Source organism: Lactobacillus gallinarum (assembly GCF_002160635.1).
GTDB lineage: Bacteria > Bacillota > Bacilli > Lactobacillales > Lactobacillaceae > Lactobacillus > Lactobacillus gallinarum.
Genome location: NZ_NFKZ01000027.1, coordinates 1 through 25,405, shown reverse-complemented (window position 1 = coordinate 25,405; position 25,405 = coordinate 1). Strand labels below are relative to the sequence as shown.

The following is a 25,405-nucleotide window of genomic DNA, read 5'->3' as shown; positions in this document are numbered from 1 at the left end:
CAGCTTTGAAGAGTGAACGGCGCTTTGCCAAGATAGGCAGCAGCTTCTTTTAAATACATAATTCTAGACATAAAAAATCTCACCACCTTGTAGCGAGATTATAACACACTTTATAACACTTAAGAAACACAATTACACATATATTTTTAAACTTGTTGAAACTCTCGATCATTCTTTCTGAGGCATTATTATTTGAATATTGTTTTAATATTTGACTTATACAATTATTTAATTGTTTTTCAGTGAAGACTTGCATGCAGTTACCAAATAATCTTAGTGCATCAATATCTCCTAACCAAGTATCATGCCTTGTAAATTCTTTTATTATATCCTCTTTTATTCCTACACTTAATTCATCTAATTGTCCTCGAAAAGCTGCTATAGCTACAATGATTCTATACTTAAACACCTTATTACCTGGCAATTTAAGCACTTCTTGCAAACAATTTTCTATTTCATTTTTATCAGAGGTATTAAAAGCTATCCTTACCTTATTTTCAAGTTCTTCAGCTCTTTTCTCATTTTCTGAAATATACTCGTTTTTAATTAGCTCCAAAAAACTGTCTACATCGATATGGTGTGCAAACAAGATTTTAAATAAACTTTCTGCAGAAATTCCTTCTATTCCTCGTTCAATCTTAGAATAATGACTTTTATGAATAATTCCTTGGATCATTTCATCTTGTGTCAATCCTAGACGAATTCTTTGGTGTTTTAACGCTTCACCGATAGTCATCTTTCATCCCTCCAATTTAACTTCAACTATACTATCTTTTTAATTTTCTCTCCATACAAAAACGCCTTGCCCGAAAGCAAAGCGTTTTTTAGCATAAGCAATTTTAAATTTACCTTAACCCTTATCTGCACCAGCAGTAATTCCGTTAACGTAGAACTTCTGCATGAAGACAAACAAGATAGTAATAGGGATCGCGATGATTACACACCCTGCAACGAATTGTGCGAAGTATGCAGTCGCATTACCTTTGGCTGTGTGCACCATGTTGTACAAACCATAAGCAACAGTATAAGTCTTAGCATTTCCTGAAGTTGAAAGAATAATACCTGAGAAAATGAAGTCTGTCCATGGAGCGATGAATGCAGTCAAAGCAGTGTAAACGATCATTGGCTTTGAAAGTGGCAAACCAATGTGTAAGAACACTTGCCACTTAGTAGCACCATCAATTTCAGCAGCTTCGTCAATTGATCTAGGAATAGTATCAAAGAAACCTTTAGCAACGTAGAAGCCAAGTCCGGCACCACCAACATAAACAAGTAACAAACCGAAGAGGTTTAACATGTTCAAGCCTTTTAAGATGTAGTACAAAGCGATCATAGACATGAAGCCTGGGAACATCCCTAAAACCAAAGCAATTTGCAAAAATGGTTTTCTAAACTTAAAGCGAAGTCGTGACAGAACATAGGCAACTGAAATAGTTAAGAATGTCGAAATAACCATCGAGAGAAGAGAAACAATTAATGTGTTAATGATCCAGTTACCGAATGGGTATTGCGGATTAGTAAAAATACCAACATAGTTCTGCAACGTGAATTGTTCTGGCCAGAAGGTCGAAACGAATCCAGTATCATTGTATGAAAAACTTGCTAAGACGATCCACACAATTGGTAAAATCCAGATAATAGCAAGTAATGCTAAGAGGATATACCGAAAGATTAATGAGAGCCGTCTTTGATTTGAATATGACTTCATGTCTAGCCCTCCTTATAAGCGTTAGTGTGGCGATATGCAATCAGCGAGACGACCGCACTAATAATGAAGATTAAGATACCTAGTACAGCTGACGCGTTATAACGCTGTTCCTGACCGAACGTCAAGTTATACAGCCACGTTACCAGCAAGTCAGTCGACCCGGCTCCGTTATACTTACTGTTCATTGGTGCACCACCCGTCAGCAAGAAGATAACGTTGAAGTTGTTGATGTTACCAATGAATTGTTGAATAAGTGAAGGTGCCATAACGAATAGAATTTGTGGGAAAGTGATTGAGCGGAAAATTTGTGCAGCGTTGGCACCATCGATCTTGGCAGCTTCAATTTGATCTTCTGGCAAGTTTTGAATAATTGCAGTTGAAACCAACATTGAAACTGGGATACCGATCCACATATTAACAAGGATAACGGTGATTCTAGCTACTAATGGAGAAGCTTGGTTATCAATGAAGTGAATTGGCGAACTAATCCAGTGTAAGTTCATCAAAATGTTGTTCAAAGCACCTTGGTAGTCTAAGAACTGAGCCATCATCAAAAGTGAAACAAATTGAGGAACAGCCCAAATAATTACAAAGACTGTTCTCCAAAAGGCCTTATACTTAATGCCTTTGGATTCAATCAACATTGCAAGCAAAACACCAAAGAAGAAAGTAGTAGCAGTTGCAGCTACGGCCCAAATCAAGGTCCAGCCCAATACTGGGAAGAAAGTACCAGCTAAGTCACCACTCAACACATTACCGAATGCTTGGAACCCTGTCCAAGAAAAGGCGATTGGGTGCTGACGATCATAGTTAGTAAATGCCATTGAAATCATGAAGACCGTTGGCAAAACTGTGAAGAATAGGATACCCAATAATGGAATAACCATTAAAGTTGCATGTAAACGTGTATCAAGCAAACTCTTAAGTTCCTGAACATTGGTTGGAATATGTTCACCATCACGTTTCAAAATGTAATTGTGTCTAGTAGATCTTAAATTAACAATGTAAAGATAAATCATTGCTATACACAAGATGATTGCTAAAACACCGAACAGCAAAATCAAAACTGAGTTTGAAGGCTGTTTCGTGATATACACACCCTGAGCAGCGTCATAGACAACTTTTTTGCTCTTAATCGGACCTAATGTAGCCAGGATACCTAAAGTTGAGATACCACTAAAGATAAACCAAACAATGAATACAATTTCAGAGATTAATAATGCAAGACCTTTAACCCATTGCTTGTTGGCTAAGGCATTACTACCCATAATGAAGAATGATAACTTGGTAGCAATATCGCCTTTAGACCATACTTCGCGATATGTTGCTTTAGGAGCTACATGCTTTTTCTTTAGAAACATAACTTCTCCCCTTCTTAGGCAAAAAGGTTGGAATTAACGGCCAACCTTTGCTTATGCTTTAAGAAATACTATTTAAAATTATTTCTTAGAAATATCTTTTTGCAACTTAGCAAGCTTTGCCTTGTATTGTGAAGGCTTAATCTTGCCGTCGTAAGTACCACTGATAAGTGGAGCTGATTCATTCCAGAATGTTGCCATTTGTGGAAGCTTAGGTTGTAATACTGAGTTACCTGGTTTAGCCATTTCAATTACAGCTTCAGCAACTGGATCACTCTTAACTGCACTTGAGTTTACAGCACTCTTAAGTACTGGGATTTGACCAGCTTCTTTGTGGGCGATCAATTGAGCCTTCTTGTTAGTAATGTAAGCAGCTAAATCTGAAGCAGCTTTAGCGTTCTTAGTGTGTGAGTTAACTGCGAAGCCTTCGATACCAAGGAATGCTTCCATTTGTACGCTCTTGCCACCAACTTCAATCTTAGGATACTTAGCAACTGCGAAATCCTTACCTAAGATCTTCTTAATGTTAGCTGCGTTCCATGGACCATCAAGAATAGCTTGTGCGTGACCCTTCTTTAATTGGTTCAAAGCGTTTGAAGTTTGCATTACGCCCTTATTGTTCTTTTGAGCTGCGTACCACTTCAATGCGTTAACACCATTTTGTGAGTCAAATGTTGAACCCTTAAGGTCTTCACCGTTAGCGCCGTAAAGCTTTGTACCTGCTGAGAACATTACTGGCCACATTACGTAAGCGTTAGTAAAGTCAGTAGCTACAACACCCTTAGAGGTTAAAGTCTTCCAGTCCTTAACGTCGTTTGCTGAAAGCTTAGACTTGTTGTAGTAAATGGTTTGTGCTTGTTGTGCGTATGGGAATGCGTAAACCTTGCCCTTCCAAGTTACACCCTTTGAAGCAACATCAATGTAGTTTGCCTTGATGTCTTTAGTTGCTTCTGGTGAAAGTGGGTTAATGTAACCAGCTTCAGCCATTTGACCTAATTGGTCGTTAGGAACTTCAAATACATCAGCAGCCTTTGATGGGTCCTTACCAACGTCAGTCTTAGCGTTAGCTGAACCGTTAGGACTTTGAACAACACGAACCTTGATGTTCTTATTCTTCTTAGTAAAGTCCTTTGCAATTTGCTTGTAGTAAGGAACTTGTTCAGTATCTACCCAAAGAGTTAAGTTAGCTTTCTTTGAGCTAGAGTTATTACTACTTGATGAATCTGATGAACCGTTTGAACATGCTGCAAGTGACATTGCTGCAAGAACAGCGGCACTACCTAAAGCCATTTTCTTCCAAATTTTCATAACTTTTCCTCCTAAAAAAATCAAAACAATAAATAATTCTTAACAACAGTAGCCTTTGCTACTTATGGTTGTAAGCTTTAATAAATTAAATTAGTTAACGATTGCCTTGGTGCTGTCTTTATCAAAGAAGTGAGCCTTGTTAACATCGAAGCCCATCTTTACTTTGTCACCAGGCTTGTGATAATCACGTGAATTTACAATTGCAGTAAATTCAGTTCCATCAACTTCTTGGTGAAGTTGAATGGTTGCACCCAGAAGTTCTGAAACAACAACGTTTGATTCAATTACTGAATCTGGCCAAGTTTCCATAAATGCTTCTTCTGAGTGAATGTCTTCTGGACGAATACCAAAGACAAGATCTTTATCGTTATATCCTTTCTCGTTAAGCATCTTAGCTTTACCTTGAGGAATACCGATGTTCAAACCTTTACCATCTGAAATTCGACCGTCCTTATAGTGAACGTCGAAGAAGTTCATTTGAGGAGAACCAATGAATCCAGCAACGAACATGTTAACTGGCTTGTTGTAAACCTCAAGTGGGGTACCGATTTGCTCTACTCGACCAACAGACATAACAACAACTCTGTCAGCCAAGGTCATAGCTTCAGTCTGGTCGTGAGTAACATAAATAGTTGTAGTACCCAACTCTTGGTGAAGCTTAGCAATTTCGGTACGCATCGTTACACGTAATTTCGCATCCAAGTTTGATAATGGTTCGTCCATTAAGAAAATAGGAGCTGCACGAACGATTGCACGTCCTAAGGCTACACGCTGACGTTGACCACCTGATAAAGCACCTGGTTTTTTATCCAAATATTCTTCAAGGCCCAACATCTTAGCGGCTTTCTTAACTTTTTCATCGATTTCAGCTTTAGGCGTGTGACGAAGCTTAAGTCCGAAAGCCATGTTGTCGTAAATAGTCATATGTGGATACAAAGCATAGTTCTGGAAAACCATCGCAATGTGTCTGTCTTTTGGAGCAACATCATTCATTACCTTGTGATCAATTTCCAAAGTACCTTTACTGATGTCTTCAAGTCCTGCGACCATTCTTAATGTAGTTGACTTACCACAACCTGATGGACCAACGAAAACGATGAATTCCTTATCTTTAATATGTAAGTCAAAGTCATTTACAGAATATTTATCATTACCTTGATACTTTTTGTAAATATGGTTTAAATCAACCTCAACCATTGTTTTCCCTACTCTCTAACTTTTATTTTTCATTAAAAACTTTTTCAATCTCACTAAGTTTCAAATCTGCAGTTGTTGGTACGATGTAGTCAGCTTCTTTTAAAAGTTCCTTATCACCAATACCAACTGCAAATTGACCAGCGGCTTTAATTGATTCCACACCAGCTTTAGCATCTTCAAAACTAATTACTTCATCAGCCTTAAGCCCTGCAATTTCTTGTGCTTTTTCATAAATTTCAGGATCTGGCTTACCGTGATGCAATGTGGCAGGATCAACGATGCCATCGAATTCATCCATAATGCCTAATCTGGTCAAAATCTTAGGTGCATTCTTAGAAGCTGAAGCAATTACCATCTTAAGGTTTTGCTTTTTAGCATCTGCCAAAAGTTCTGGAATTCCTGGCAAGATATCCTTTGGTGTCATTGTTTCAACTTGCTCAACGAACTTGGAATTCTTTTCTGCAGCGAATTTTTCTTTTTCAGCTTCAGTATATTTATCTTCTTGACCACCATATTTCAGAATCAATTCCAATGAATCCATTCTTGAAATACCACGTAAGCTATCAAGTTGAGCATCGTTTAAAGTAATGCCTAATTCTTTTGCCAAGTTGTTCCAAGCTGTTAAGTGAAACTTAGCTGAATTGGTTAAAACACCATCTAAATCAAACAATAATCCTTTAAGCATTCTGGGTTTCACCTTCTTTAAGAGTAAATTTCTTTCCCTTAACTACAACATCTAAGTCTTCACCTTTATGTAAAGTAATCTTAGTTTCCTTATGATCTACATAAACTTCAATCAAGCGACCGCGGTAGTTAATCTTAAAGCCATAGTGATCCCACTTATCAGGAACAAATGGATCAAATTTCAATTGATCATGATCATAACGCATCCCTGCGAAACCTTGAACAATTGCAAGCCATGAACCACTCATTGAGGTGATGTGCAAACCATCAACCGTATCGTTGTTATAGTTATCAAGGTCTAAGCGAGCAGTTCTTTCATAAAGCTCAACGGCCTTCTTTTGCTTGCCAAGTTCTGCAGCCAAAATTGAGTGAATACATGGTGACAGTGAACTTTCGTGAACTGTTAATGGTTCATAGAAGTCGAAGTTCTTTTCCTTTTCTTCCTTGGTGTATTGATCATTTAAGAAGTAGATACCTTGTAAAACATCGGCTTGTTTAATAAATGGTGATCTCAAGATCTTGTCCCATGACCAGTGTTGGTTAATTGGACGTTGATCTTCAATTTCACTAACTGGACGAATGTCTTTGTCTAAGAAGTCATCTTGTTGTAAGAAGATGCCGCGTTCCTTATCTTCTGGAAGGTACATCTTATCAACGATGTCTTGCCACTTTTCTTTTTCTTCTTCAGTGACGTGTACTCTTTCTTGAGCTTCCTTTGTAGCAAGTGGCAAACGCTTCAATGTGTATTGCAGAAGCCATCTTGCCATGGTGTTAGTGAACCAGTTGTTGTTAACGTTGTTTTCGTATTCGTTAGGACCGGTTACACCGTGCATAACGTACTTGTTACGCCACTTGGACCAGTGAACTCTGGCTGCCCAGAATCTAGCAGTTCCAACTAAGACGTCCATACCTTCGTTCTTAACGTAACTATCATCACCAGTGTAATCAGTGTACATAGCGATTGCGTGTGGAATATCTGCGTTACGGTGAATTTCTTCAAAAGTAATTTCCCATTCGTTGTGACATTCAATTCCGTTAAATGTAACCATTGGGAACAATGCACCTGGTAAGCCTTGCTCTTTAGCGTTGTGGTAAGCACCTGGTAATTGATCGTGACGATATTGAAGAAGTGCTCTTGTAACGCTTGGATCAGTTACACATAAGTACATTGGAACGATGTAAGCTTCTGTGTCCCAGTAAGTAGCACCACCGTATTTTTCACCGGTAAAGCCTTTAGGACCTACGTTTAAGCGTTCATCTTCACCGTAGTAAGTCATAAACAATTGACAAATGTTAAAGCGAATACCTTGTTGAGCGGCATCATCACCTGCAATAACAACATCTGATTTGTCCCAACGCTTCTTCCATACAGCTTCATGATCAGCTAAGTTTTCGTCAAATGACTTAGATTGAAGTTTCTTCATCAAGTCATTTGCTACATCGGCTTGATCTTGATCCTTAACGTCACGGCTAGTTACTACAATGACATCTTTTTCAAGTTCATAACTTTCATTTTCAACTAATTCAACTGATAGCTTTTCACTTAACTTCGCACTTTCAGTTGAGACATCGCCTTGAACAATTTCACCGTTGTGACGCAAGCTTTGCTTAAGCAAAACAGTGAATTGAGGAACATCATAAGGATTTTCTTTAGTCTTGACTTGAATTGTTCTAGCTTTTTCATCTTCACCTAGTGGCAACCAGAAACGTTCATCATAGTTACTATCTTCATTAACAACTGTGCCATCTAATGTAGAATCAAAATCAATCTTAGCGTGACCTTCAAGCACTGTAGCCTTTACTTGAATCAGAGCAGCTTCTTTTTGAACGATATGAAGGAAACGCTTAAATTCAAATTTAACTTTGGCATCTTTTCCTTCGTAAATAAAACTTCTTGTAAGAAGGCCTTGATGCATATCAAGAGATAATTCAAAGTCATCAAATTTGACTTTGGCTAAGTCTAGTTTTTCACCATTAATGGTAATGCCAATGCCAATAAAGCTTGGTGCGTTAGGTGTTTTACCGAAATATTTAGGATATCCGTTCTTCCACCAACCCACACGAGTCTTATCTGGGAACCAAACACCTGCAAGATATGTACCTTGTAAGCTATCACCAGAATAGCCTTCTTCAAAGTTTCCTCTCATACCCATATAATCATTACCGATTGCAGTCATGCTTTCCTGTAATCGTTTATTTTCTGGATCGAAATTATGAGTAATGACCTTCCAAGGATTAATTTCAAAAATTCGTTTCATATACTTTATATCTCCCACAAAATTAAGTGCTCTTTTGTTTACGCTTTCATTATCCTTAAATTGAAAGCGGTTTACAATATCAAAACCATTGTTACCGGTATCAGAATTTGTTAATAAAAAAAGAAGATAGTTCTTAATCTATCCTCTTTTCGTACACTTATTAAAAGTAATTTTTAATCAACCGTGATTACAAAGCCTTTTGGAGCTAATACTCCATTTTGATAATCTTGACTAAATGAATTTTTACAATCAATTTTTACATTATGATCCGTGGTGTTAAAGTACGCTTTAACAGATTCCATTCCGTTTCTATCTACCTCAATCAGGCCATTTTCTGTTACATGTAACTTAATTGTCCCTTTACCGAAGGTTTCATCATGATCTAAACGGAACTTAATCAATTCATGAACTCTTTGCCAAACAGGACCATCTTCCTTTGACCAATCCATTGGTTTACGACAATCTGGATCATTGCCACCTGTCATTCCCATTTCAGTACCGTAGTAAATACATGGACTGCCTTTTTGCACAAATTCAAAGGTTAATGCCTGCAAAGCCAAGTCTTGGTCGCCATTAGCCACTGTTAAAATTCTGGCAGTATCATGTGAATCAAGCATATTCATCATCGCTGCATTAGTTGAATCACGATACTTCATGAGTTGATCAGTTAAACGCTTAGTCATTTGATCAGCCGTCAATTTATGCTTAAAGAAATGATCTTCAATTTGCAAAGTATATGGATAATTCATAACGCCAGTAAATTCATCCCCATTAAGCCATGGACGAGCTGAGTGCCAAACTTCACCAACAATGTAAAAGTCTGGCTTGATATCAGTTACTGCCTTATGGAACTTCTTCCAGAAATGATGATCTACCTCGTTGGCAACATCCAAGCGCCAAGCATCAATATCAAAATACTTCACCCAGTACGTAGCTATCTCAAGCAAGAAATCTTGTACTTCAGGGTTAGCAGTATTTAATTTAGGCATGTGCTTTTCAAATGCGAAAGTATCAAACTGCGGATTTCCTTCACCTTGCAATGGATCATGGTACGGTTCAACTGGATACTCATTAATGTGGAACCAGTTAGCAAAACGAGAACTTGGACCATTTTTAACCACGTCTTGCCACTGCATTGATTGATCACCTAAGTGGTTAAATACCGCATCCAGCATGACTTTCATGCCACGTGCATGGGCCTCATTAACTACTTTGGCAAACAAGTCTTTATCACCAAATTCTGGATCGATTTGCAAATAATCAATCGTGTCATATTTATGGTTGGAGCTTGCTTTAAAAACAGGACAGAAGTATAAGCCATTTACTCCAAGTTTTTTCAAATAATCCAAATGGTCTAATACCCCTTGCAAGTCACCACCATAAAAGTCTTCTCGACCAGGATGATCTTCGGGATTCCAAGACTTCATATTTTTAGGATCATTAGATTTATCACCATTGGCAAAGCGTTCTGGGAAAATCTGATACCACACGGTATGTCTAACCCATTCCGGTGTTTTAACCATATCAATATCATGGCAATATGGAACCTTAAAATATGAGCCATCTTCCATTAAGGCTGTCTCTACATCGCTGCTGATTGCTCTGTCACCTACAACAACGCTGGTGCCATCGTTACCAATTACTTCAAAAGTATACTTTAAACGGTGAAATGGTGCTTCAAGGGTAGCTCCCCAGTGATCCTCAACTTGACCTTCACCAATCTTAGTCATTTCAATGGTTTTAGCTTGGTTCAATGGTAAATAGTTATCGCAATAATGCACAATAACTTTTTCAATATCATTCTTTGCGCTATGAAAACGAACACGAACATGAGTCGCATCAATTACAAAGCTGTCTTCACTTTCAGTTCTGTGTTTTAATGCTGCTAATTGCATGTTTTAATTCTCCTTTTTCAACACAACACCTGCATAAGGCATCAAAGTTAATTTCCCGTTAGTTAATTGATATTCTCCTGCTTTTAATTTTTCTTCCATATATCCTTGTGGAATCTCTACTGTAATCTTTTCATTGCTTAATGAAACTGCCACGATTGCACTCTCATCGCTTAAATCACGCTGGTAAATATAACTATTTTTATCAGTTGGAAGCATATAGTAGTCGCCATCTTGGAATAATCTTTCTTTTTTAAGGGCGATCATCTTTTTATAAAAAGTAAACATGCTAATATCTGAATTTACTTCACTAGCAACTGAAACATGTTTTTCAACAATCCCGTTAATCCAAGGAGTTCCTTCAGTAAAACCATAATTTTTAGTGTCATTCCACGGCATTGGACCGCGAGCTGGCAACTTATGCGTTTCACTTACCATCGTCATTGCATCTTCTCTACTGATACCTGCCTGTTCTGCTTTTTTAATCCATGGTGCCACCGTCTGATCTTCAAATTGATCAACACTAGTAAAATGCAAATTCTTTAAGCCTAATTCTTCGCCATAATAGATAACTGGAATCCCGTGCTGCAAATACATCAAGATAGCCAAACTTTTAGCTTGGGTTGGCGTCTTCGCCACTCTGGTAGCCAGTCTAGCCATGTCATGATTATTCCAGTAAAGAGTTGGCTGAGAAACACCTGCTAAGGTCTGTTGCCAAACAACTTGATTTTGCTTAAAGGCCGTAAAATCAATACCCTTAGGTTGATATTGCTCAGGATAGCGCTTATCTACTTTTGACTCATCATCAGTAAAGTAACGAAAAGTTATAACACTATCCATCAAATGATTACGCTTATTAGTGTAATCAACGGCCAAATTTACGCTTGCACTTGCAGCTTCGCCTAATAGCAAGGCGTCTGGATAATCTTGCTTAATCTTTTCACAAAACGGCCGCATCCATTCCTGAACTTGAGGCAAGTTGGCAAAAAATGGTTCGGCAATAACCGGTTTGTCATCACCAGCTTTATTAGGATAATTTTGTCTCAAATCTGCTTTGCCAATATGAATAAACGCATCAAGCCGCAGACCATCAATCCCCTTTTTTAGCCAAAATTCGGCTACTTCAAGCATGGCGTGGCGCACTTCAGGATTTTTCCAATTAAGGTCCGGCATACGCTTATCAAACAAATGGAAATATGATTGACCAGTTCCTGCTGGATCAGGCTCCCAAACGCTGCCACCAAAGAAACTCCCCCAATTGTTAGGGCGCTTGCCATCATGACCTGCAAAAATGTAATAATCACGATACAGACTATCAGGATTCTTAATTGCATCTTGGAACCATGGATGCTGATCTGAAGTGTGATTTAAGACAAAATCCATAATAAGATGAATGCCAGCTTCATGAAGTTCTTTAATTAAGTTCTCCATGTCTTCCATTGTTCCCATATGTGGATCAATAGCAAAATAGTTTGAAACATCATAGCCATTATCTACTTGTGGTGAAACAAAAATAGGATTAAGCCAAACGGCATTAACCCCTAAATTTTGCAAGTATGGTATTCTCTTCCGAATACCATTTAGGTCGCCAATACCGTCATCATTACTATCTTGAAAAGACTTAGGATAAATTTGATAAATAATTGCGTGATCATACCAATGTGCCATAATTTTTTCCTCCATGCATAGTTTAGTTGATATAAGAAACCGTTTTCAATATGTATAGAGATGTTACCGGTATCAAAAAAGCATATCTTGCGATATGCTTTATCTTTTAATTATTATTTATTATCTCGTAAGTTTAATGACTTCACGAGCGATCATTACTTCCTCATTAGTTGGTACAATCAAAGCTTTAACTTTAGAATCTGGCTTTGAAATAAATTTTTCACCATCAGTTCTGTTAGCTTCAAAGTCAGCCTTTAAGCCTAAATATTTCAAAGAAGACATAATGCCTGCACGAATTCCGGGATCATGTTCACCAATACCGGCCGTAAAGACAATACCGTCTACACCATCCATTTCTGCAGCATAAGCACCAACATAGCGAACTACCCGATTAATGTAAATACGACGAGCTAACTTGGCTCTTGGTTCATCACTTTCAATCAAATCACGCATATCTGATGAAACGCCTGAAATACCTAACAACCCTGATTCTTGATTCAACATATCAATTGCTTGATCAATATCCATACCAGTCTTATGCATCAAGTATTGCAAAGCCGATGGATCAAAGTCACCGCTTCGAGTCCCCATCGTCACCCCAGTTAATGGACTAAAGCCCATCGAAGTATCATATGATTTGCCATTCTTAACTGCAGTGATTGATGAACCTGATCCTAAATGGCAAACAATTAAACGAGCGATGTTAATATTTTTATGCATCATCTTAGCGGCACGAGGGGCAACATAACGTACAGAAGTGCCATGTGCACCATATTTACGCACTGCGTAATCCTTATAATACTTGTACGGAATAGAATATAAATAATGAACAGCATCAAGAGTGTGGTGATATGCCGTATCAAAAACGGCAACCTGTCGAACGTTAGGCAGAATACTCATAAAAGCTTTAATTCCTTCTGTTTCAGGACCATTATGCAAAGGTGCTAATTGAGCAATCCGTTCAAGTTTGTGTAAATTATGATTATCAATGACTACAGAATTAGGAAATACTTCTCCACCGTTAACGATTCGGTGCCCTACTCCTTTAATTTCACTTAATTTCTCTACAACATGATATTTCTTTAAACAGTCAATCAATAAGCTTACTGCATCCCTTTGCGTAGGAATCGACATATTTTTAATATATTCGTTACCGTTAGCCAATTTTATTTTAAAAATCGAATTTGGCATACCTACACGTTCTGCTCCGCCTTTTGCAATTACTTCTTCGCTAGGAAAAGAAAAGAGCTTATATTTAAAAGAAGAACTACCAGAATTGATTGCTAAAACTTTTTTCATAATATCGTGACCTCTGTTTTATTCGATGTATCTATAACTTATCTCTTATTTTTAAGTATAGCGCTTTCATTGCAGAGATGGAAAAATTTTGAAATTAAAAAATCACATCGATGTGAAAATCAATGCGATTTTATTATCTAGTAGTCTCTCGTCTAATCAATTCTGGCTTAAGCATAACTTCACCTTGTGGGGAACCAGATTGAGCAATTTTTTGCAATAACATACTTGCTAGCATTTCACCCATCTTAAAAATAGGCTGCTTAATTGTAGTTAACTTAGGATTAGAAACTTGGTCCAAAAAGACACCGTCAAAGCCAATCACACCAAAATCTTCCGGAATCCGAGCGCCCTCAGCTTGCAGCTGCCGGACAACGCCTACCGCAATTCGATCACTAGCACAGACAAAACAAGTATCTTTTTTAAACCCTTTAAAATGCTCATGAATCACATCTTGGGCGGCATGACTGTGGTTAGAAACCCGATAAATCTGCGGAATTAATTGGTGCTGTTGCAAAGTATTGATATAACCAGCTTCACGCGAATACTCAAATGGCTCTTTAATATCAATTCCGATAAAAATAATGCGCTTATATAAGCGATCCAATGCATACTGTGTTGCCATCTTCTCGGCAGTTTGATTATCTGTATCAACAAAATCATATCCGCGGTGATTTTCACCAAATAATACGAATGGCTTATCCAGCTTATCGAACATATCATAATCTTTATTCCGCGCACCTGTAATCAAATAACCATCGGCACGACCTTTTTCAATTTGGCTGGGATCAGTTACTAACTGCATGGCGTATTGCTTAGTATTCAATCCTCGAGCAAAGCCAAAAAGCAAGTTTATGTAATATGGCTCGGTTGTATCAATATCTTCTAAAGTAACAAATTTGACTACATTAGTACGATTATTAACTAAAGCTTGGGCAATTGAATTAGGATGGTAATTTAAATCTTCCATCGCCTTTTCAACTATTACTCGCAACTCTGGCGTTACTTGCTCTGGGTGGTTGATTACCCGTGATACCGTCATTTTGGAGACGTTTGCTTCTTTAGCTACATCAGATAAAGTTGTCATTTTATTCCTATTCTAAGTACATCTTTCTAAATCTATTTAGATCTTTTTGACTAAAACCAAGCTCTTTTTTGAAGAAGTTATCAAAACTGCCCCAGCCTTTACGGATAGTTTCGGTAATGCCGCGGATAGCTGGTCCTTCACCTTTGGTCAGGTTCATTTTAGAAACCATTTTTGCAATCTGATTATCATCAGGGTATTGCTTGGCTAATGCAAAATTGTACAGTTCATTCGTCAACAAATAGTCTTGCGCAATCGTATCATCATCTACGCCAAGAGCAGTCAAAATCAGAGCTGACGTCATACCAGTTCTGTCTTTCCCTGCACTACAGTGATAAACCAAGGCATCTTCTTCTGGAAGCTCAATCAGCTCCGCAAAAATCTTGGCAAACATATGCTGGCTATGAGTATTGAGCAAAACTTGTTGATATATTTCACCCAAATAGTTATCACCCATGTCGGGAATATGATGAATGAAACGGTAAAGCTTATTGTCACCCTTGTTTTCCTTACGGTTTTCAGAATAAATATGCGCATCCACGTAACGCACATTAGGCCATTGCCTATCTGGAGCTGTGTTTTGCTCATACTTTGAACGTAAATCGATATCAACTGTAATCCGGCGATCAGCTAGCTTTTGCTCATCTTCATCAGATAAAGAGCTAAGCGAATCAGAACGATATATTTTATTCCACTTTACATGTTGACCTTTATCATTCTTATAACCGCCGATATCTCTAAAATTAAGCGGTCCATCTAAAGCAAGTATTCTATCATGCTCCATTTTGCTTACCCTTTCTTTGCAAAAGTATTAATATATTATATTTTATTATACATCACTAATCATGTGCAAAAACTTGCGTTGCCTTGATTGCACGCTGCCAGCCTGAATATAGTTTATTTCTTTCTGCTTCATACATCTTAGGCTCAAAGGCTTGCCCAATCTTGAAAATATGCTTTAACTCATCCGTATTTTTCCAATAATCAACGGCAAGACCTGCCAAAAATGCGGCGCCCAAACTAGTAGTTTCTAGTGTTTTAGCCCGTTCGATCTTGATATTTAAAATATCTGCCTGGAACTGCATTAAATAGTTGTTGTTACTTGCGCCGCCATCAACTCGCAGGTTCGGGATCTTAATACCAGAGTCTTTTTGCATCGTATCAACAACATCACGAGTTTGATAAGCAAGGGATTGCAACGTGGCTTTGATAATATCCTTATCTGTTGTTCCACGTGTAACACCGAAAATTGATCCTCGCGCTTCCGCATCCCAATAAGGTGCACCCAGCCCCGTAAATGCTGGCACAACATAAACTTCATTTTCAGAAGTTGATTCGTAAGCTGCCTGTTCAGAATCCGGTGCATGCTTAATCAACTTCATTGAGTCGCGTAGCCATTGGATTGCACTACCTGCTACAAAAATTGATCCTTCCAAGGCATAGGTGATTTTGCCATTAATGCCATAACCAATAGTAGTCAGTAAATTATTGTTAGAGTCAGTTGGCTTTTCACCGGTATTCATCACGATGAAAGCACCAGTACCATAGGTATTCTTTACCATGCCTGGCTTTAGAGCTAATTGTCCAAATAAAGCAGCTTGTTGGTCACCTGCCATTCCTGCAATTGACACCGTGCCACCAAAGAACATGCAATCTGCAGTTTCACCATAAATTTCTGAATTAGAACGCACTTCTGGCAACATCTGTTTAGGAATGTTTAACAACTTTAAAATATCATCATCCCATTTGAGGGTATGAATGTTAAACAGCATGGTTCTTGCAGCATTAGTATAATCAGTTACATGTTTTTGCCCATTAGTTAATTTCCATACTAACCAACTATCAATAGTGCCAAATAAAAGTTTGCCTTGTTCCGCCTTTTCTTGTGCGCCAGGAACATGGTCCAAAATCCAACGAATCTTAGTTGCACTAAAATATGGGTCAATAATTAAACCTGTCTTTTCTCTAATCTCTTCACTATAACCGTCGTTTTTAAGCTTTTCCGCTAATTTAGTCGTCTGACGTGATTGCCAGACAATCGCATGATAAATAGGATTGCCAGTATCCTTATCCCATACAACAGTCGTTTCACGCTGATTAGTAATACCGATAGCTGCAATTTGACTAGGCCAAATACCAGAATTTATAAAGGCATTGGCAATTGTCGTTTGTACTGCCATCCAAATTTGATGAGCATCATGCTCTACCCAACCTGGTTCTGGAAAATATTGAGGTATTTCTTTTTGAGCAGAAGCTACTTTTTTACCATTATGGTCAAATAAAATAGCTCTGGTTGAAGTAGTTCCCTCATCAATTGATAAAATATATTGCTCAGCCATTTTAAATCTCTTTTCTACAAAAGCGCTTTCTTATAAGTTTACTGTTTTTTCTATGCAGATTCTAGCGATTCTGTTCTTAACTACGTTATAATTTTCATAATATTAAGACTAAGAGGTGTATGAAATTGATTAAAGATCCAAAAATTGCAGTAACTATTGCAGGAAATGATAGTGACGGTAGTGCAGGAATGCCAGCAGATTTGCATGCATTCTATGACCGCGATGTTTACGGAATGGGCTTAATGACGGCCGCTGTAGCAGGCAATACTACCGGTATTTTTGCGCAGCAGATTATGCCCGTTGAATTTATTCAAAAACAATTTGATGTATTGAATGATGACTTTAAGATTAGTGCTGCCAAGACGGGGATGCTTGCCAACAAAGAAATCATCGATTGTGTAGCTGATAATCTTGAAAAATATGACATGGGTAAAATCGTGCTTGATCCAGTAATTATTACTAAACATGGTGCAACTTTGCTTGATGACAATGCTTACCAAACCTTCTTAGATCGACTTTTACCATTAGCTGATGTGATTACTCCTAACTTTTATGAACAGCAAAAACTTACAGGGATGAAACTGGAGAATAAGGAAGAAATTCATGCCGGTGCTAAAAAGTTGCAAGAAATGGGTGCTAAAAATGTTTTGATGAAAGGCAGACACGATGCCGATCAAGCTGAAGTTACCGACATCTTGCTTACTGAAGATGGCAGCTTCCATGAATTTACCAAGCCGCAATTCAAGACTGATCGCGTAAACGGTACTGGTGACACTTTATCTGCTGTAATTACGGCAGAACTTGCTAAAGGTAAATCAATTATTGATGCAGTTAAAATCGGTAAAGATTTTACTTATGAGGCTATCTCCCACCCTATCAACGTTGGTTCTAAATGGGGACCAATTAATCATTGGGCTGCGGAAGATAAAGTAGAATAAAAACGTCGCGTTTTTTCTTATTAGTCTATTTACGCTTTACAGTTAAAAAACAAATAATATTGAATCAAACTCAATTTGGTAGTAATTTTAAATTGTATTCAATTAATCATAATTGTTAAGAAAAGGGAGTTTGAATGAAAAACAAATTATTACTAGGCCTCGCTACAGCTACAATACTAGCAGTAGGTAGTGATGCTCTAATCAACACTAGTATTAATCAACCACAAGTTTTATTAGCTGCTAAAACTAAGAAAAAACACCATAAAAAACGTCAAGCTGCTAAATATCGTCCACGCCTGCTCAAGAAGCATCCCGCCTACATTATTGGTCAAAGTAGTTTACCTGATGCTAAGTCATTAATTAATACTGGCAAATTACCCAAAGGTACGCACTACTCTTGGAAGAAGAAACCAGAAATCAATCAACCTGATTCATATTCATCTGGAGATGCCAAGATCAAAGTCACCTATCCTGATCACAGCGTAGATATCGTTCCTATATCTTTTAAGCTTTATGGAAAAAATGAAATGGTCATGCCGATAGATTACAAGTTAGAAGACGTGGCTCAAGCGGATCAAACTGATCATGCTACTGATAAATTAAAAAAAGCCACTGAAGAAGGCATGGATTCTAATATCTTTATCGCAGAATCACCAGCCGACGATAAAGAAAAAGTTAACTTCTATCATTTAACCAATGATCAAAAAAAGCGCCTAAACGATTTTGCCGTTGAATTAATTAATGAAGCTAGAGCTGCTCTTGGTGCACCTAGTGTCAGCACAGATGATGAAGTTTTAGCTGCTGCCGACAGAGTAGCAAGTGAATATAACCATGATCATTATTCCTACGATGCTGGTCATGACGTTGATGGCTTGCACCGAGCTTTAGATTCATATGGCGGTTGGGCTGAAGATATGGATTGCCAATATACTAAGCCTAAGAACATGACTGAAATTAAGGAATTCGTCTACAACAGCATCATGGCTTACCTTTTCAACACTATTAGCTGGGAATGGCATCATGCTGCAAGTATTGCTGGAACCGATGGCGGTGAATTGAGCAGAGTCGCTGTTTCATATACTAAGGCTGCAGATGACATGTACGTTACTCACTTTATCTTCTTGCCTTAGTAAGCAAGCTTTAAAAATATAGCGAATTCAAAATGAAGATTACACTTAAAACTATTTTTAACATAGTCTACTTCTGCAATCTGATTTATCAAATTGGTTTCATCGGTTGCAAGCTGCTGACACATAACCCAATCGATTCTACTGAATGGCTTGTGGTAATTTCTAGCATTGTTGCAACTACGTTAATTTACATTATCGTTAAAAAACTTAATTCATTAATTAACCTATATTTTAAAACCTTTTAACGCACATCTAAATCGATTTAGGTTATACTAAGGACATGAATTTCTAAGCAAATAAGGGACGATAAAATGAGCGATAAAATGAGCGATAAATTAATCAAAATTGCATATCTTTACGAAGACTTGATGAACACCTACGGTGATTCCGGCGATGTTAAAATTCTTCGTTTTTTGCTTAAGCGTGAAGGCTATGACACACAAGTTGATAACATTTCACTTGGTGACGACTTCAACGCTTTTGACTACGACTTCGTATTCTTCGGTGGTGGCCAAGACTTCGAACAAACTGTGGTTGCTAAAGATTTGCCAAGACACAAAGAAACGCTTGAAAAATACATCAACAGTGACAAGCCAATGCTCTGCATCTGTGGTGGTTACCAATTAATGGGGGACTACTACAAGACAAATTCTGGTGTAACGATTCCTGGTTTGGGCATTTTGCCATTGCATACTGTCTTCAAGTCAGACAAGAGAATGATCGGTGATACTCGTTACATGACCGAATGGGGTGAAGTTAAGGCTTTTGAAAACCACTCAGGTCAAACTTACTTCGACAACAAAGACAAGTTGCATCCCCTCGGCGACATGATCGAAGGCTACGGCAACAACCCACAAGACCACGTTGAAGGCCTGCGCTACCGTAACTTCATCGGTTCATACTCACATGGCCCACTACTTAAAAATACTAATGTTGCTAATGCCATCATGAAAATGATTATCGCTTGGCATCAAGAACGTGTTAGTGAAGCCAAAAAAGTCACAGAATAAAAAATGACCCAGTCAGAATTTCTGACTGGGCTTTTTCATTATCAAATTAATTTAAAACACGTTTAGCAGCTGAGGGATAAAAGTAGGCACTGATAGCCTGCTTTCTCACCCCTTGACTAGGAGTTGCAGCATGCACATATTGTCCATTACCAACATAAATACCAACGTGGTAAGGAGCTGAAGCTGAACCCCAGAATAATAAGTCGCCTTTTTTAAGATGGCTTAACGAAACCTTTTTACCCTTAGTAACTTGACCATAAGTAGTTCTTGGTAATGTCTTTTTAGCGGCTTTTTTATAAACGTATTGAGCTAAGCCAGAGCAGTCAAAGGCTGAAGGGCCAGTAGCGCCGTAAACGTAACGCTTACCTACTTGCTTTTTAGCAAGACCAGCAACTGCTTCACGTTTTTCTGTAGTGCTTTGCTCTGCTGCGTGCACAGTTTGTGTTTGGTTAGGAACATTAATAAATGAAATTCCTGTAAAGAATACTGATAAAACTGCGGCAAACTTAACTAAATTACGTCTAAAACTCAATTGACATTTCTCCTTAATTACTTTTTATCTTTCGACGCTTTATATATTACCTGAGAAATATTACAACTATGTTTTAAAAGTAATACTATCAAATTAAGCAAAATTACAGGAAATGTCTTATTTTGTAATTTTGATAAGAAAACGCCTATATCTTTTTGCTCAACTTGAAAAATTTTTCACTTTTCTATATGCTATTAACATTGATTACAGGAGTTGAACAAACAATATGGAGAAAATAGACAGTTATGCACGACATTTTTTAATACTTATCGCCTTAATTCTGGGGCTTTCTTTGGTCTCAGAATTCCGTGATTTAGCGAACTATGCCCCATCAATGATCGACCTAGTCTGCCTATCTATCGCAACCGCCTGCACCTTTGCTTCAGGAATCACCTTACAATTCAAGAAGCTGAATCTGGTAACTATCATCCTAGCAGGCATCTTAATCTCGGTTTCCGTCTTCTTTTGGATTGAGTTTTCATCTCTTGCCTTAATCATCGTAATTTTTATTATTTACGGTATTATTACATTACTTGTCTGTTTAACTAATTTAATTTATTTCAAAAAAAGAGAGGTCGATTAAAACCTCTCTTTTTTATTCATGTACTTTATGTTTCTTTTGCTGTTTTGGTGTTAAGTTCAAAGCCATAGCTGCTAGCACAACCAGAATTGAACCTACCCAGTCCATTGGCATCATAACTAAACCAAAACAGAGAACTGAGCCTACCGTTGCGGAGAACGGTTCAAATGCATCAAGCAAGCTGGCTGTGGATGGAATAACGTAACGCAAGGCGTTAGCCATAATCTGAAATGGGATAATCGTTCCAATGATAATTACGGCACTGGTATATAACCAAACAGCTGGCTTATTAGGAATAGCTTGGAATTGCGGATGGATAATCACCAAACTGATTCCTGCAAACAGCATCCCCCAGCCAGTCACCACCATGCTGGATACTCTTTTAACAATATTAACTGGAATCAGAGTATATGTTGCTTCACCTACTGCTGAAAGCAGACCCCAGAATAATGCGACCGGCGTAATGGCCAAATGATCAAATTGTCCGTGCGTTGACAGCAAAAAGACACCGATGAAAGCCGCAATCGCAGCCAAGATATCCAACCTACGCATAACTTGCTTATGAGTAAAAGCCAAATATCCTAATACGAAAAATGGGCCGATGAATTGTAAGATAGTAGCGATCGAAGCGTTAGCTACCTGAATACACATGAAATAGAATAATTGCACGGGCAATAATCCGAAGATTCCGTAAGCGAAAATTACTAACGCATCATGCTTATTCTTTAATGTAGCAAGTGGCTGTTGCTTTAAGGCTCCTGCCAAAAGCAGAAGTACGATTCCTGAAATAATCAACCGAATTTGGGTCAACCACATCGGCGTTATTTTAGCACTAATATTGAATAAACCTTTAGCAAAAAGACCGGAGATTCCCCACATGACAGCGGCTAAGGCTGCCAGAAAAGTCCACAGTCTACGTGTTTTTGGATCAATCATTATTCAATTTTCCCTTTTTCTTTCTTGGAGAAATATTCAAAGCCATTGCAGCTAAAACAACTAAGATTGAACCGATCCAGTCCATTGGTGCCATAACCAAGCCAAAGCATAAAACTGAACCTACCGTTGCAGAGAATGGTTCAAATGCATCAAGCAAACTTGCAGTAGATGCCTTGATGAAACGCAATGAATTAGTCATCAACTGGAATGGAATCAAAGTACCAATCACAATAACGGTAGCCACATCAAGCCAAACGTGTGGTGTATTAGGAATATGTGGCATCTGTGGGTGAACGATTATCAAGCATATTCCCGCAGATAAAAGGCCCCAACCTGTAACGACTAAGCTTGAAACGCGTTTTAAAACGCCGATCGGAATCAAGGTATTAGTTGCTACACCACCGGCTGAGAGCAAGCCCCAGAATAAAACGCTTGGCGTAATGGCAAAGTGATTAAAACGGCCATGTGTTGCAAGCAAAACAACCCCAATAAAGGCACAGATCGCTGCAATCACATCAATCCGGCGCATTACTTGTTTATGCGTAAAGGCTAAATATGCCATTACGAAAAATGGACCGATGAACTGTAAAATTGTGGCAATTGAAGCGTTAGATTGTTGCACAACGATAAAGTAAAATAATTGCACAGGTAATAAACCAAAAATACCGTAAGCAATAATTACCCAAGCATCATGTTTATTCTTCATCGTAGCGATTGGCTTTTGCTTTAAAAATCCAGCTACGATCAACAAGATAATACCAGATGTGACCATTCTGATTTGTGAAAGCCACATTGGCGTGATGGACGGACTCGTATTAAATAAGCTCTTGGCAAATAAACCTGAGATTCCCCACATAACACAGGCTAGGGCAGCCAAAAATGCCCAAAGACGACGTTGTTTTTGTGTAACCATTCTTCTTAACCCTCAACTATACTAAACTAGCAACCTATATCATAACAAAAACGGACTAGCTTGAACTAGTCCGTTAATTTTTTATTCATTTTAAATTTTTACAGTTTAGCTTGTAAGGAAAGCACGATTGCACTAACACTACCAATAATTCCTATAATGACAGGAACCAACATCTCATGCTGGATAAGTAAAACTGCGAGTAAAAATACTATTGCTAAAATCGCAGAAACACGCATCGTCTTTTTATTTGCAACAATAATAGCAATAAAGACTATTGCTAGCAAGATTACACAAGCAAAATCGCCGTAAAGTGACGCATTCTCAAGCGTAGTCGCGTGTTGGATTTTTAATGGTGCATTCAAAATATCGTCCCAGAGTTTACGTCCAAATGCAATATCTGCTGCTACGTTTACCCAGAAAGTAACTATTTCGAAAAATCTGATAAAGAATAAACGATTAAGACGAATGCTAGTGATCGTTTCCCATAATGTATCACGCTTTTTAAAGCTGACAGCTGAATCACCTTTATCGAAGATCCAACCGACTAATAAATAAATGAAAATTGCTATCCCTTGAAATACTACTAAATGCATGAAAACAGAAAAGTTAAAAACTAGTGTCAACATCAAAATTACTACATAAACGAATTCTGAGGTCAACAATATTCTCTTCCATTTACGACTATGTAACCAATGATTAAGTTCTTGCTTGTTCATGTGGTCGTCCATTTGTCCATTCATATTCTCACTCTTTTTTAATCCCTTGTCTAATTTAACTAGAATTATATTCCTTCTTTTCGATTTGTCCATCATTTTTTCTAAAAAATAAAAAGGCGTAAAATCCCTATATTTTCGCCTTTTATACGTGTTATTTTCAACTATATATACATTTTTAATAACTTAATTTAAGTATTTAAATCCAGATATATACATCTGATAGCTCGATATTTATTCTCATTTTGTTCTAATTGTGTTTCTTAAACAAATTCATAGCTATATTTTATAAAAAATTTCTTCATCTTCATTATCTAAATTGAAGAAAATTACATTAGGTGCTGGTGTAGTCTTTCCAGTTCGGTTATCATACTTACCGCCAAAATATTCATAACGAAATTTTCCTTTACCAAATGGATCTTCACGGCATAAAAACACAACATAAGCTGCCTTGAATTCTTCTTCAGGGCAATCCAATCTACCGAAGATAATTTCTTCCTGATAGCCATTAGCCACTTCAAGAATGTTTTCACCTGCTCGTTGTGAACCTACTTGGATTATCAAACCATACTTGCTGCGTTTTGCATCCCGTGCGATTACGTGAACCACTGCTCGTTCTCCCAAAGCATTTCTGTTCACGTCATCAAGCGATTGCACTTCTTTGATATCAAGCTCTGGAAACAATCGCTGCACCGCAGAAAGTAATTTATCATTATACTTCTTCAAAATTCCAGCGGTTAAATGGTCCACCATCTCTGCCGACAGTTCGTTGTTTAACATAATAAAACCTCATTCCAAAAAAATAGTAGAGTTTTTCCCCTCTACTATTTATTACGCAAAAAAGGCGTAAAATTTTTTTGAAATTTAGTCTTCTTTTCTAAAAAATGGACTCAACACTGAAACTAGCAATCCATAAATAAAGTACCAACGATAAATATTAGCTAAATCTTGATTTTGCACCCAGAGAATTAGAGCAATTACTGTTAAAACTGCTCCCAAGAAAATAGTTGAGCCTAAATTTTTATCTGTAAAGAAACTAGCTCCAGCACCTAATGAAATTAATGCAATCAAACTGTAGATTACGACAATAACTGGACCTTTAGTTTGAACATCTACGTCAAGTAAAGTGGCATCAGTGAATAACTGCCAAACAAGAAAACCCGCTAGGGCAATACCAGCAAGCAATACGATTAATCTAACAACAAATGAACCAAATTTTTTCATAAGTATTTCCCCTCTAACATGTTCCCATTGTACCAAAAAAGCGCTTGGAATTTCTCCAATGTCATTAAGTTAAGACATTGACAATTAAGGGTGCTTTTTTAGAGATCGAATCATTTGGATCCGATCTCTTTTTTTGTATAAAATAAAGGCGAAAAGACCTGCCTTTTCGCCTATCTTATATATTTTAAACCTTCAAAATTATTGCCAGAAAGCTGGTGTTAATTATGAAAGCCCTTCATAAGAATATTCTAGAACGTCTTGATCAAATTATCAATAATACTGGGGATCATATTCACGATTTTATTAATAATCCTCATGCTTTTACCAGGAAACGCACTTTAGATGCAGCGACAGTCCTTAAAACTACAATTAACATGCAAGGTCAGAATTTAAACAGTGAACTCTTTAGAGCTTTTGGCAAAGATGCAACTAAAAAGAACGATAAAGTAGTTAGTACTTCTGCCTATGTTCAACGCAAAAGCCAGCTTTCTCCTGCTTGTTTTAAACATATTCTGACTGTTTTTAATCAAAATCTATTTAATATTCAACTTTTTGATCATCACTACCGTTTGTTTGCCATTGATGGCTCTGACTTTAATCAAATCTGGAATCCGAAATCGAATAACATTGTACAAGC

Annotated in this window: 24 protein-coding genes and 2 pseudogenes; 6 read left to right on the top strand and 20 right to left on the bottom strand. The window is 37.6% G+C overall.

Annotated features, from left to right (window positions below; translation table 11 throughout):
* The 14 genes and pseudogenes from B5E95_RS11130 to glpK all read right to left on the bottom strand — a co-directional run.
* Positions 1-71: pseudogene (locus B5E95_RS11130) on the bottom strand (IS607 family transposase); the annotation flags it as partial.
* Positions 72-79: 8 nt separating this feature from the next.
* A complete protein-coding gene (locus B5E95_RS08280) occupies positions 80-736 on the bottom strand; it encodes a helix-turn-helix domain-containing protein (protein ID WP_087236183.1) in 657 nt (218 codons plus the stop codon).
* Positions 737-850: 114 nt separating this feature from the next.
* Positions 851-1,708, bottom strand: a complete 858-nt coding sequence (locus tag B5E95_RS08275) for a sugar ABC transporter permease (protein WP_025006263.1) — start codon at positions 1,706-1,708, stop codon at positions 851-853.
* 2 nt (positions 1,709-1,710) lie between these two features.
* Complete coding sequence (locus B5E95_RS08270; protein WP_087176606.1) at positions 1,711-3,069, bottom strand: carbohydrate ABC transporter permease; 1,359 nt, start codon at positions 3,067-3,069, stop codon at positions 1,711-1,713.
* 78 nt (positions 3,070-3,147) lie between these two features.
* Positions 3,148-4,374: an extracellular solute-binding protein gene (locus tag B5E95_RS08265; RefSeq protein ID WP_087176605.1), complete on the bottom strand. Its 1,227-nt coding sequence runs from the start codon at positions 4,372-4,374 to the stop codon at positions 3,148-3,150.
* A gap of 90 nt (positions 4,375-4,464) precedes the next feature.
* On the bottom strand, positions 4,465-5,571 hold the full coding sequence (locus B5E95_RS08260; protein WP_087176604.1) for an ABC transporter ATP-binding protein: 1,107 nt from the start codon (positions 5,569-5,571) through the stop codon (positions 4,465-4,467).
* A gap of 22 nt (positions 5,572-5,593) precedes the next feature.
* Positions 5,594-6,256: a beta-phosphoglucomutase gene (pgmB, locus tag B5E95_RS08255; protein ID WP_025006267.1), complete on the bottom strand. Its 663-nt coding sequence runs from the start codon at positions 6,254-6,256 to the stop codon at positions 5,594-5,596.
* On the bottom strand, positions 6,249-8,513 hold the full coding sequence (locus B5E95_RS08250) for a glycoside hydrolase family 65 protein (RefSeq protein WP_087176603.1): 2,265 nt from the start codon (positions 8,511-8,513) through the stop codon (positions 6,249-6,251). Before B5E95_RS08250 ends, pgmB begins: the two co-directional genes overlap by 8 nt.
* Before the next feature lie 173 nt (positions 8,514-8,686).
* Positions 8,687-10,408 carry a glycoside hydrolase family 13 protein gene (locus B5E95_RS08245; RefSeq protein ID WP_087236181.1) on the bottom strand — a complete coding sequence of 574 codons (1,722 nt, stop codon included), beginning with the start codon at positions 10,406-10,408 and terminating at the stop codon, positions 8,687-8,689.
* A gap of 3 nt (positions 10,409-10,411) precedes the next feature.
* Entirely contained in the window at positions 10,412-12,073 is a 1,662-nt protein-coding gene (locus tag B5E95_RS08240) for an alpha-glucosidase (RefSeq protein WP_087176601.1), read from the bottom strand.
* Positions 12,074-12,193: 120 nt separating this feature from the next.
* The gene (locus B5E95_RS08235) at positions 12,194-13,372 is read right to left on the bottom strand and encodes an acetate/propionate family kinase (protein ID WP_087176600.1); all 1,179 of its coding nucleotides are present in this window, start codon (positions 13,370-13,372) and stop codon (positions 12,194-12,196) included.
* Between the two features lie 133 nt (positions 13,373-13,505).
* Positions 13,506-14,456: a LacI family DNA-binding transcriptional regulator gene (locus B5E95_RS08230; protein WP_087176599.1), complete on the bottom strand. Its 951-nt coding sequence runs from the start codon at positions 14,454-14,456 to the stop codon at positions 13,506-13,508.
* Between the two features lie 7 nt (positions 14,457-14,463).
* Positions 14,464-15,237: a tyrosine-protein phosphatase gene (locus B5E95_RS08225; protein WP_087176598.1), complete on the bottom strand. Its 774-nt coding sequence runs from the start codon at positions 15,235-15,237 to the stop codon at positions 14,464-14,466.
* Between the two features lie 55 nt (positions 15,238-15,292).
* On the bottom strand, positions 15,293-16,792 hold the full coding sequence (gene glpK, locus B5E95_RS08220) for a glycerol kinase GlpK (RefSeq protein ID WP_087176597.1): 1,500 nt from the start codon (positions 16,790-16,792) through the stop codon (positions 15,293-15,295).
* 119 nt (positions 16,793-16,911) lie between these two features.
* On the opposite strand from glpK, the gene thiD reads away from it, so the two are divergent.
* The 4 genes from thiD to B5E95_RS08200 all read left to right on the top strand — a co-directional run bounded on the left by thiD (position 16,912) and on the right by B5E95_RS08200 (position 19,870).
* Complete coding sequence (thiD, locus tag B5E95_RS08215) at positions 16,912-17,730, top strand: bifunctional hydroxymethylpyrimidine kinase/phosphomethylpyrimidine kinase (RefSeq protein WP_374048229.1); 819 nt, start codon at positions 16,912-16,914, stop codon at positions 17,728-17,730.
* A 134-nt stretch (positions 17,731-17,864) separates the two neighbouring features.
* Positions 17,865-18,860: an SEC10/PgrA surface exclusion domain-containing protein gene (locus B5E95_RS08210; protein ID WP_087176596.1), complete on the top strand. Its 996-nt coding sequence runs from the start codon at positions 17,865-17,867 to the stop codon at positions 18,858-18,860.
* A 32-nt stretch (positions 18,861-18,892) separates the two neighbouring features.
* On the top strand, positions 18,893-19,105 hold the full coding sequence (locus B5E95_RS08205; RefSeq protein ID WP_087176595.1) for a hypothetical protein: 213 nt from the start codon (positions 18,893-18,895) through the stop codon (positions 19,103-19,105).
* Positions 19,106-19,183: 78 nt separating this feature from the next.
* Entirely contained in the window at positions 19,184-19,870 is a 687-nt protein-coding gene (locus B5E95_RS08200) for a type 1 glutamine amidotransferase (RefSeq protein WP_087176611.1), read from the top strand.
* Between the two features lie 46 nt (positions 19,871-19,916).
* On the opposite strand, the gene B5E95_RS08195 is transcribed toward B5E95_RS08200, so the two are convergent.
* Entirely contained in the window at positions 19,917-20,402 is a 486-nt protein-coding gene (locus tag B5E95_RS08195) for a C40 family peptidase (protein ID WP_087176594.1), read from the bottom strand.
* A 226-nt stretch (positions 20,403-20,628) separates the two neighbouring features.
* Here B5E95_RS08195 and B5E95_RS10785 point away from each other — a divergent pair, with 226 nt between their 5' ends.
* Complete coding sequence (locus B5E95_RS10785; protein WP_201873872.1) at positions 20,629-20,985, top strand: ABC transporter substrate-binding protein; 357 nt, start codon at positions 20,629-20,631, stop codon at positions 20,983-20,985.
* 12 nt (positions 20,986-20,997) lie between these two features.
* On the opposite strand, the gene B5E95_RS08185 is transcribed toward B5E95_RS10785, so the two are convergent.
* From B5E95_RS08185 to B5E95_RS08165, 5 genes are all read right to left on the bottom strand, one after another.
* A complete protein-coding gene (locus B5E95_RS08185) occupies positions 20,998-21,918 on the bottom strand; it encodes an EamA family transporter (protein ID WP_087176593.1) in 921 nt (306 codons plus the stop codon).
* A complete protein-coding gene (locus B5E95_RS08180) occupies positions 21,911-22,831 on the bottom strand; it encodes a DMT family transporter (protein WP_087176592.1) in 921 nt (306 codons plus the stop codon). The genes B5E95_RS08185 and B5E95_RS08180 overlap by 8 nt, the downstream gene beginning before the upstream one ends.
* Before the next feature lie 98 nt (positions 22,832-22,929).
* Positions 22,930-23,571, bottom strand: coding sequence for a hypothetical protein (locus B5E95_RS08175; RefSeq protein WP_087176591.1), 642 nt, complete (start codon positions 23,569-23,571; stop codon positions 22,930-22,932).
* 252 nt (positions 23,572-23,823) lie between these two features.
* Positions 23,824-24,324 carry a hypothetical protein gene (locus tag B5E95_RS08170; RefSeq protein WP_087176590.1) on the bottom strand — a complete coding sequence of 167 codons (501 nt, stop codon included), beginning with the start codon at positions 24,322-24,324 and terminating at the stop codon, positions 23,824-23,826.
* An 84-nt stretch (positions 24,325-24,408) separates the two neighbouring features.
* Positions 24,409-24,768 (bottom strand): hypothetical protein, encoded by a 360-nt coding sequence (locus tag B5E95_RS08165; RefSeq protein ID WP_013438734.1) that lies wholly within the window; start codon positions 24,766-24,768, stop codon positions 24,409-24,411.
* Between the two features lie 224 nt (positions 24,769-24,992).
* On the opposite strand from B5E95_RS08165, the pseudogene B5E95_RS08160 reads away from it, so the two are divergent.
* Positions 24,993-25,405 (top strand): annotated as a pseudogene (locus B5E95_RS08160) (IS4 family transposase); the annotation flags it as partial.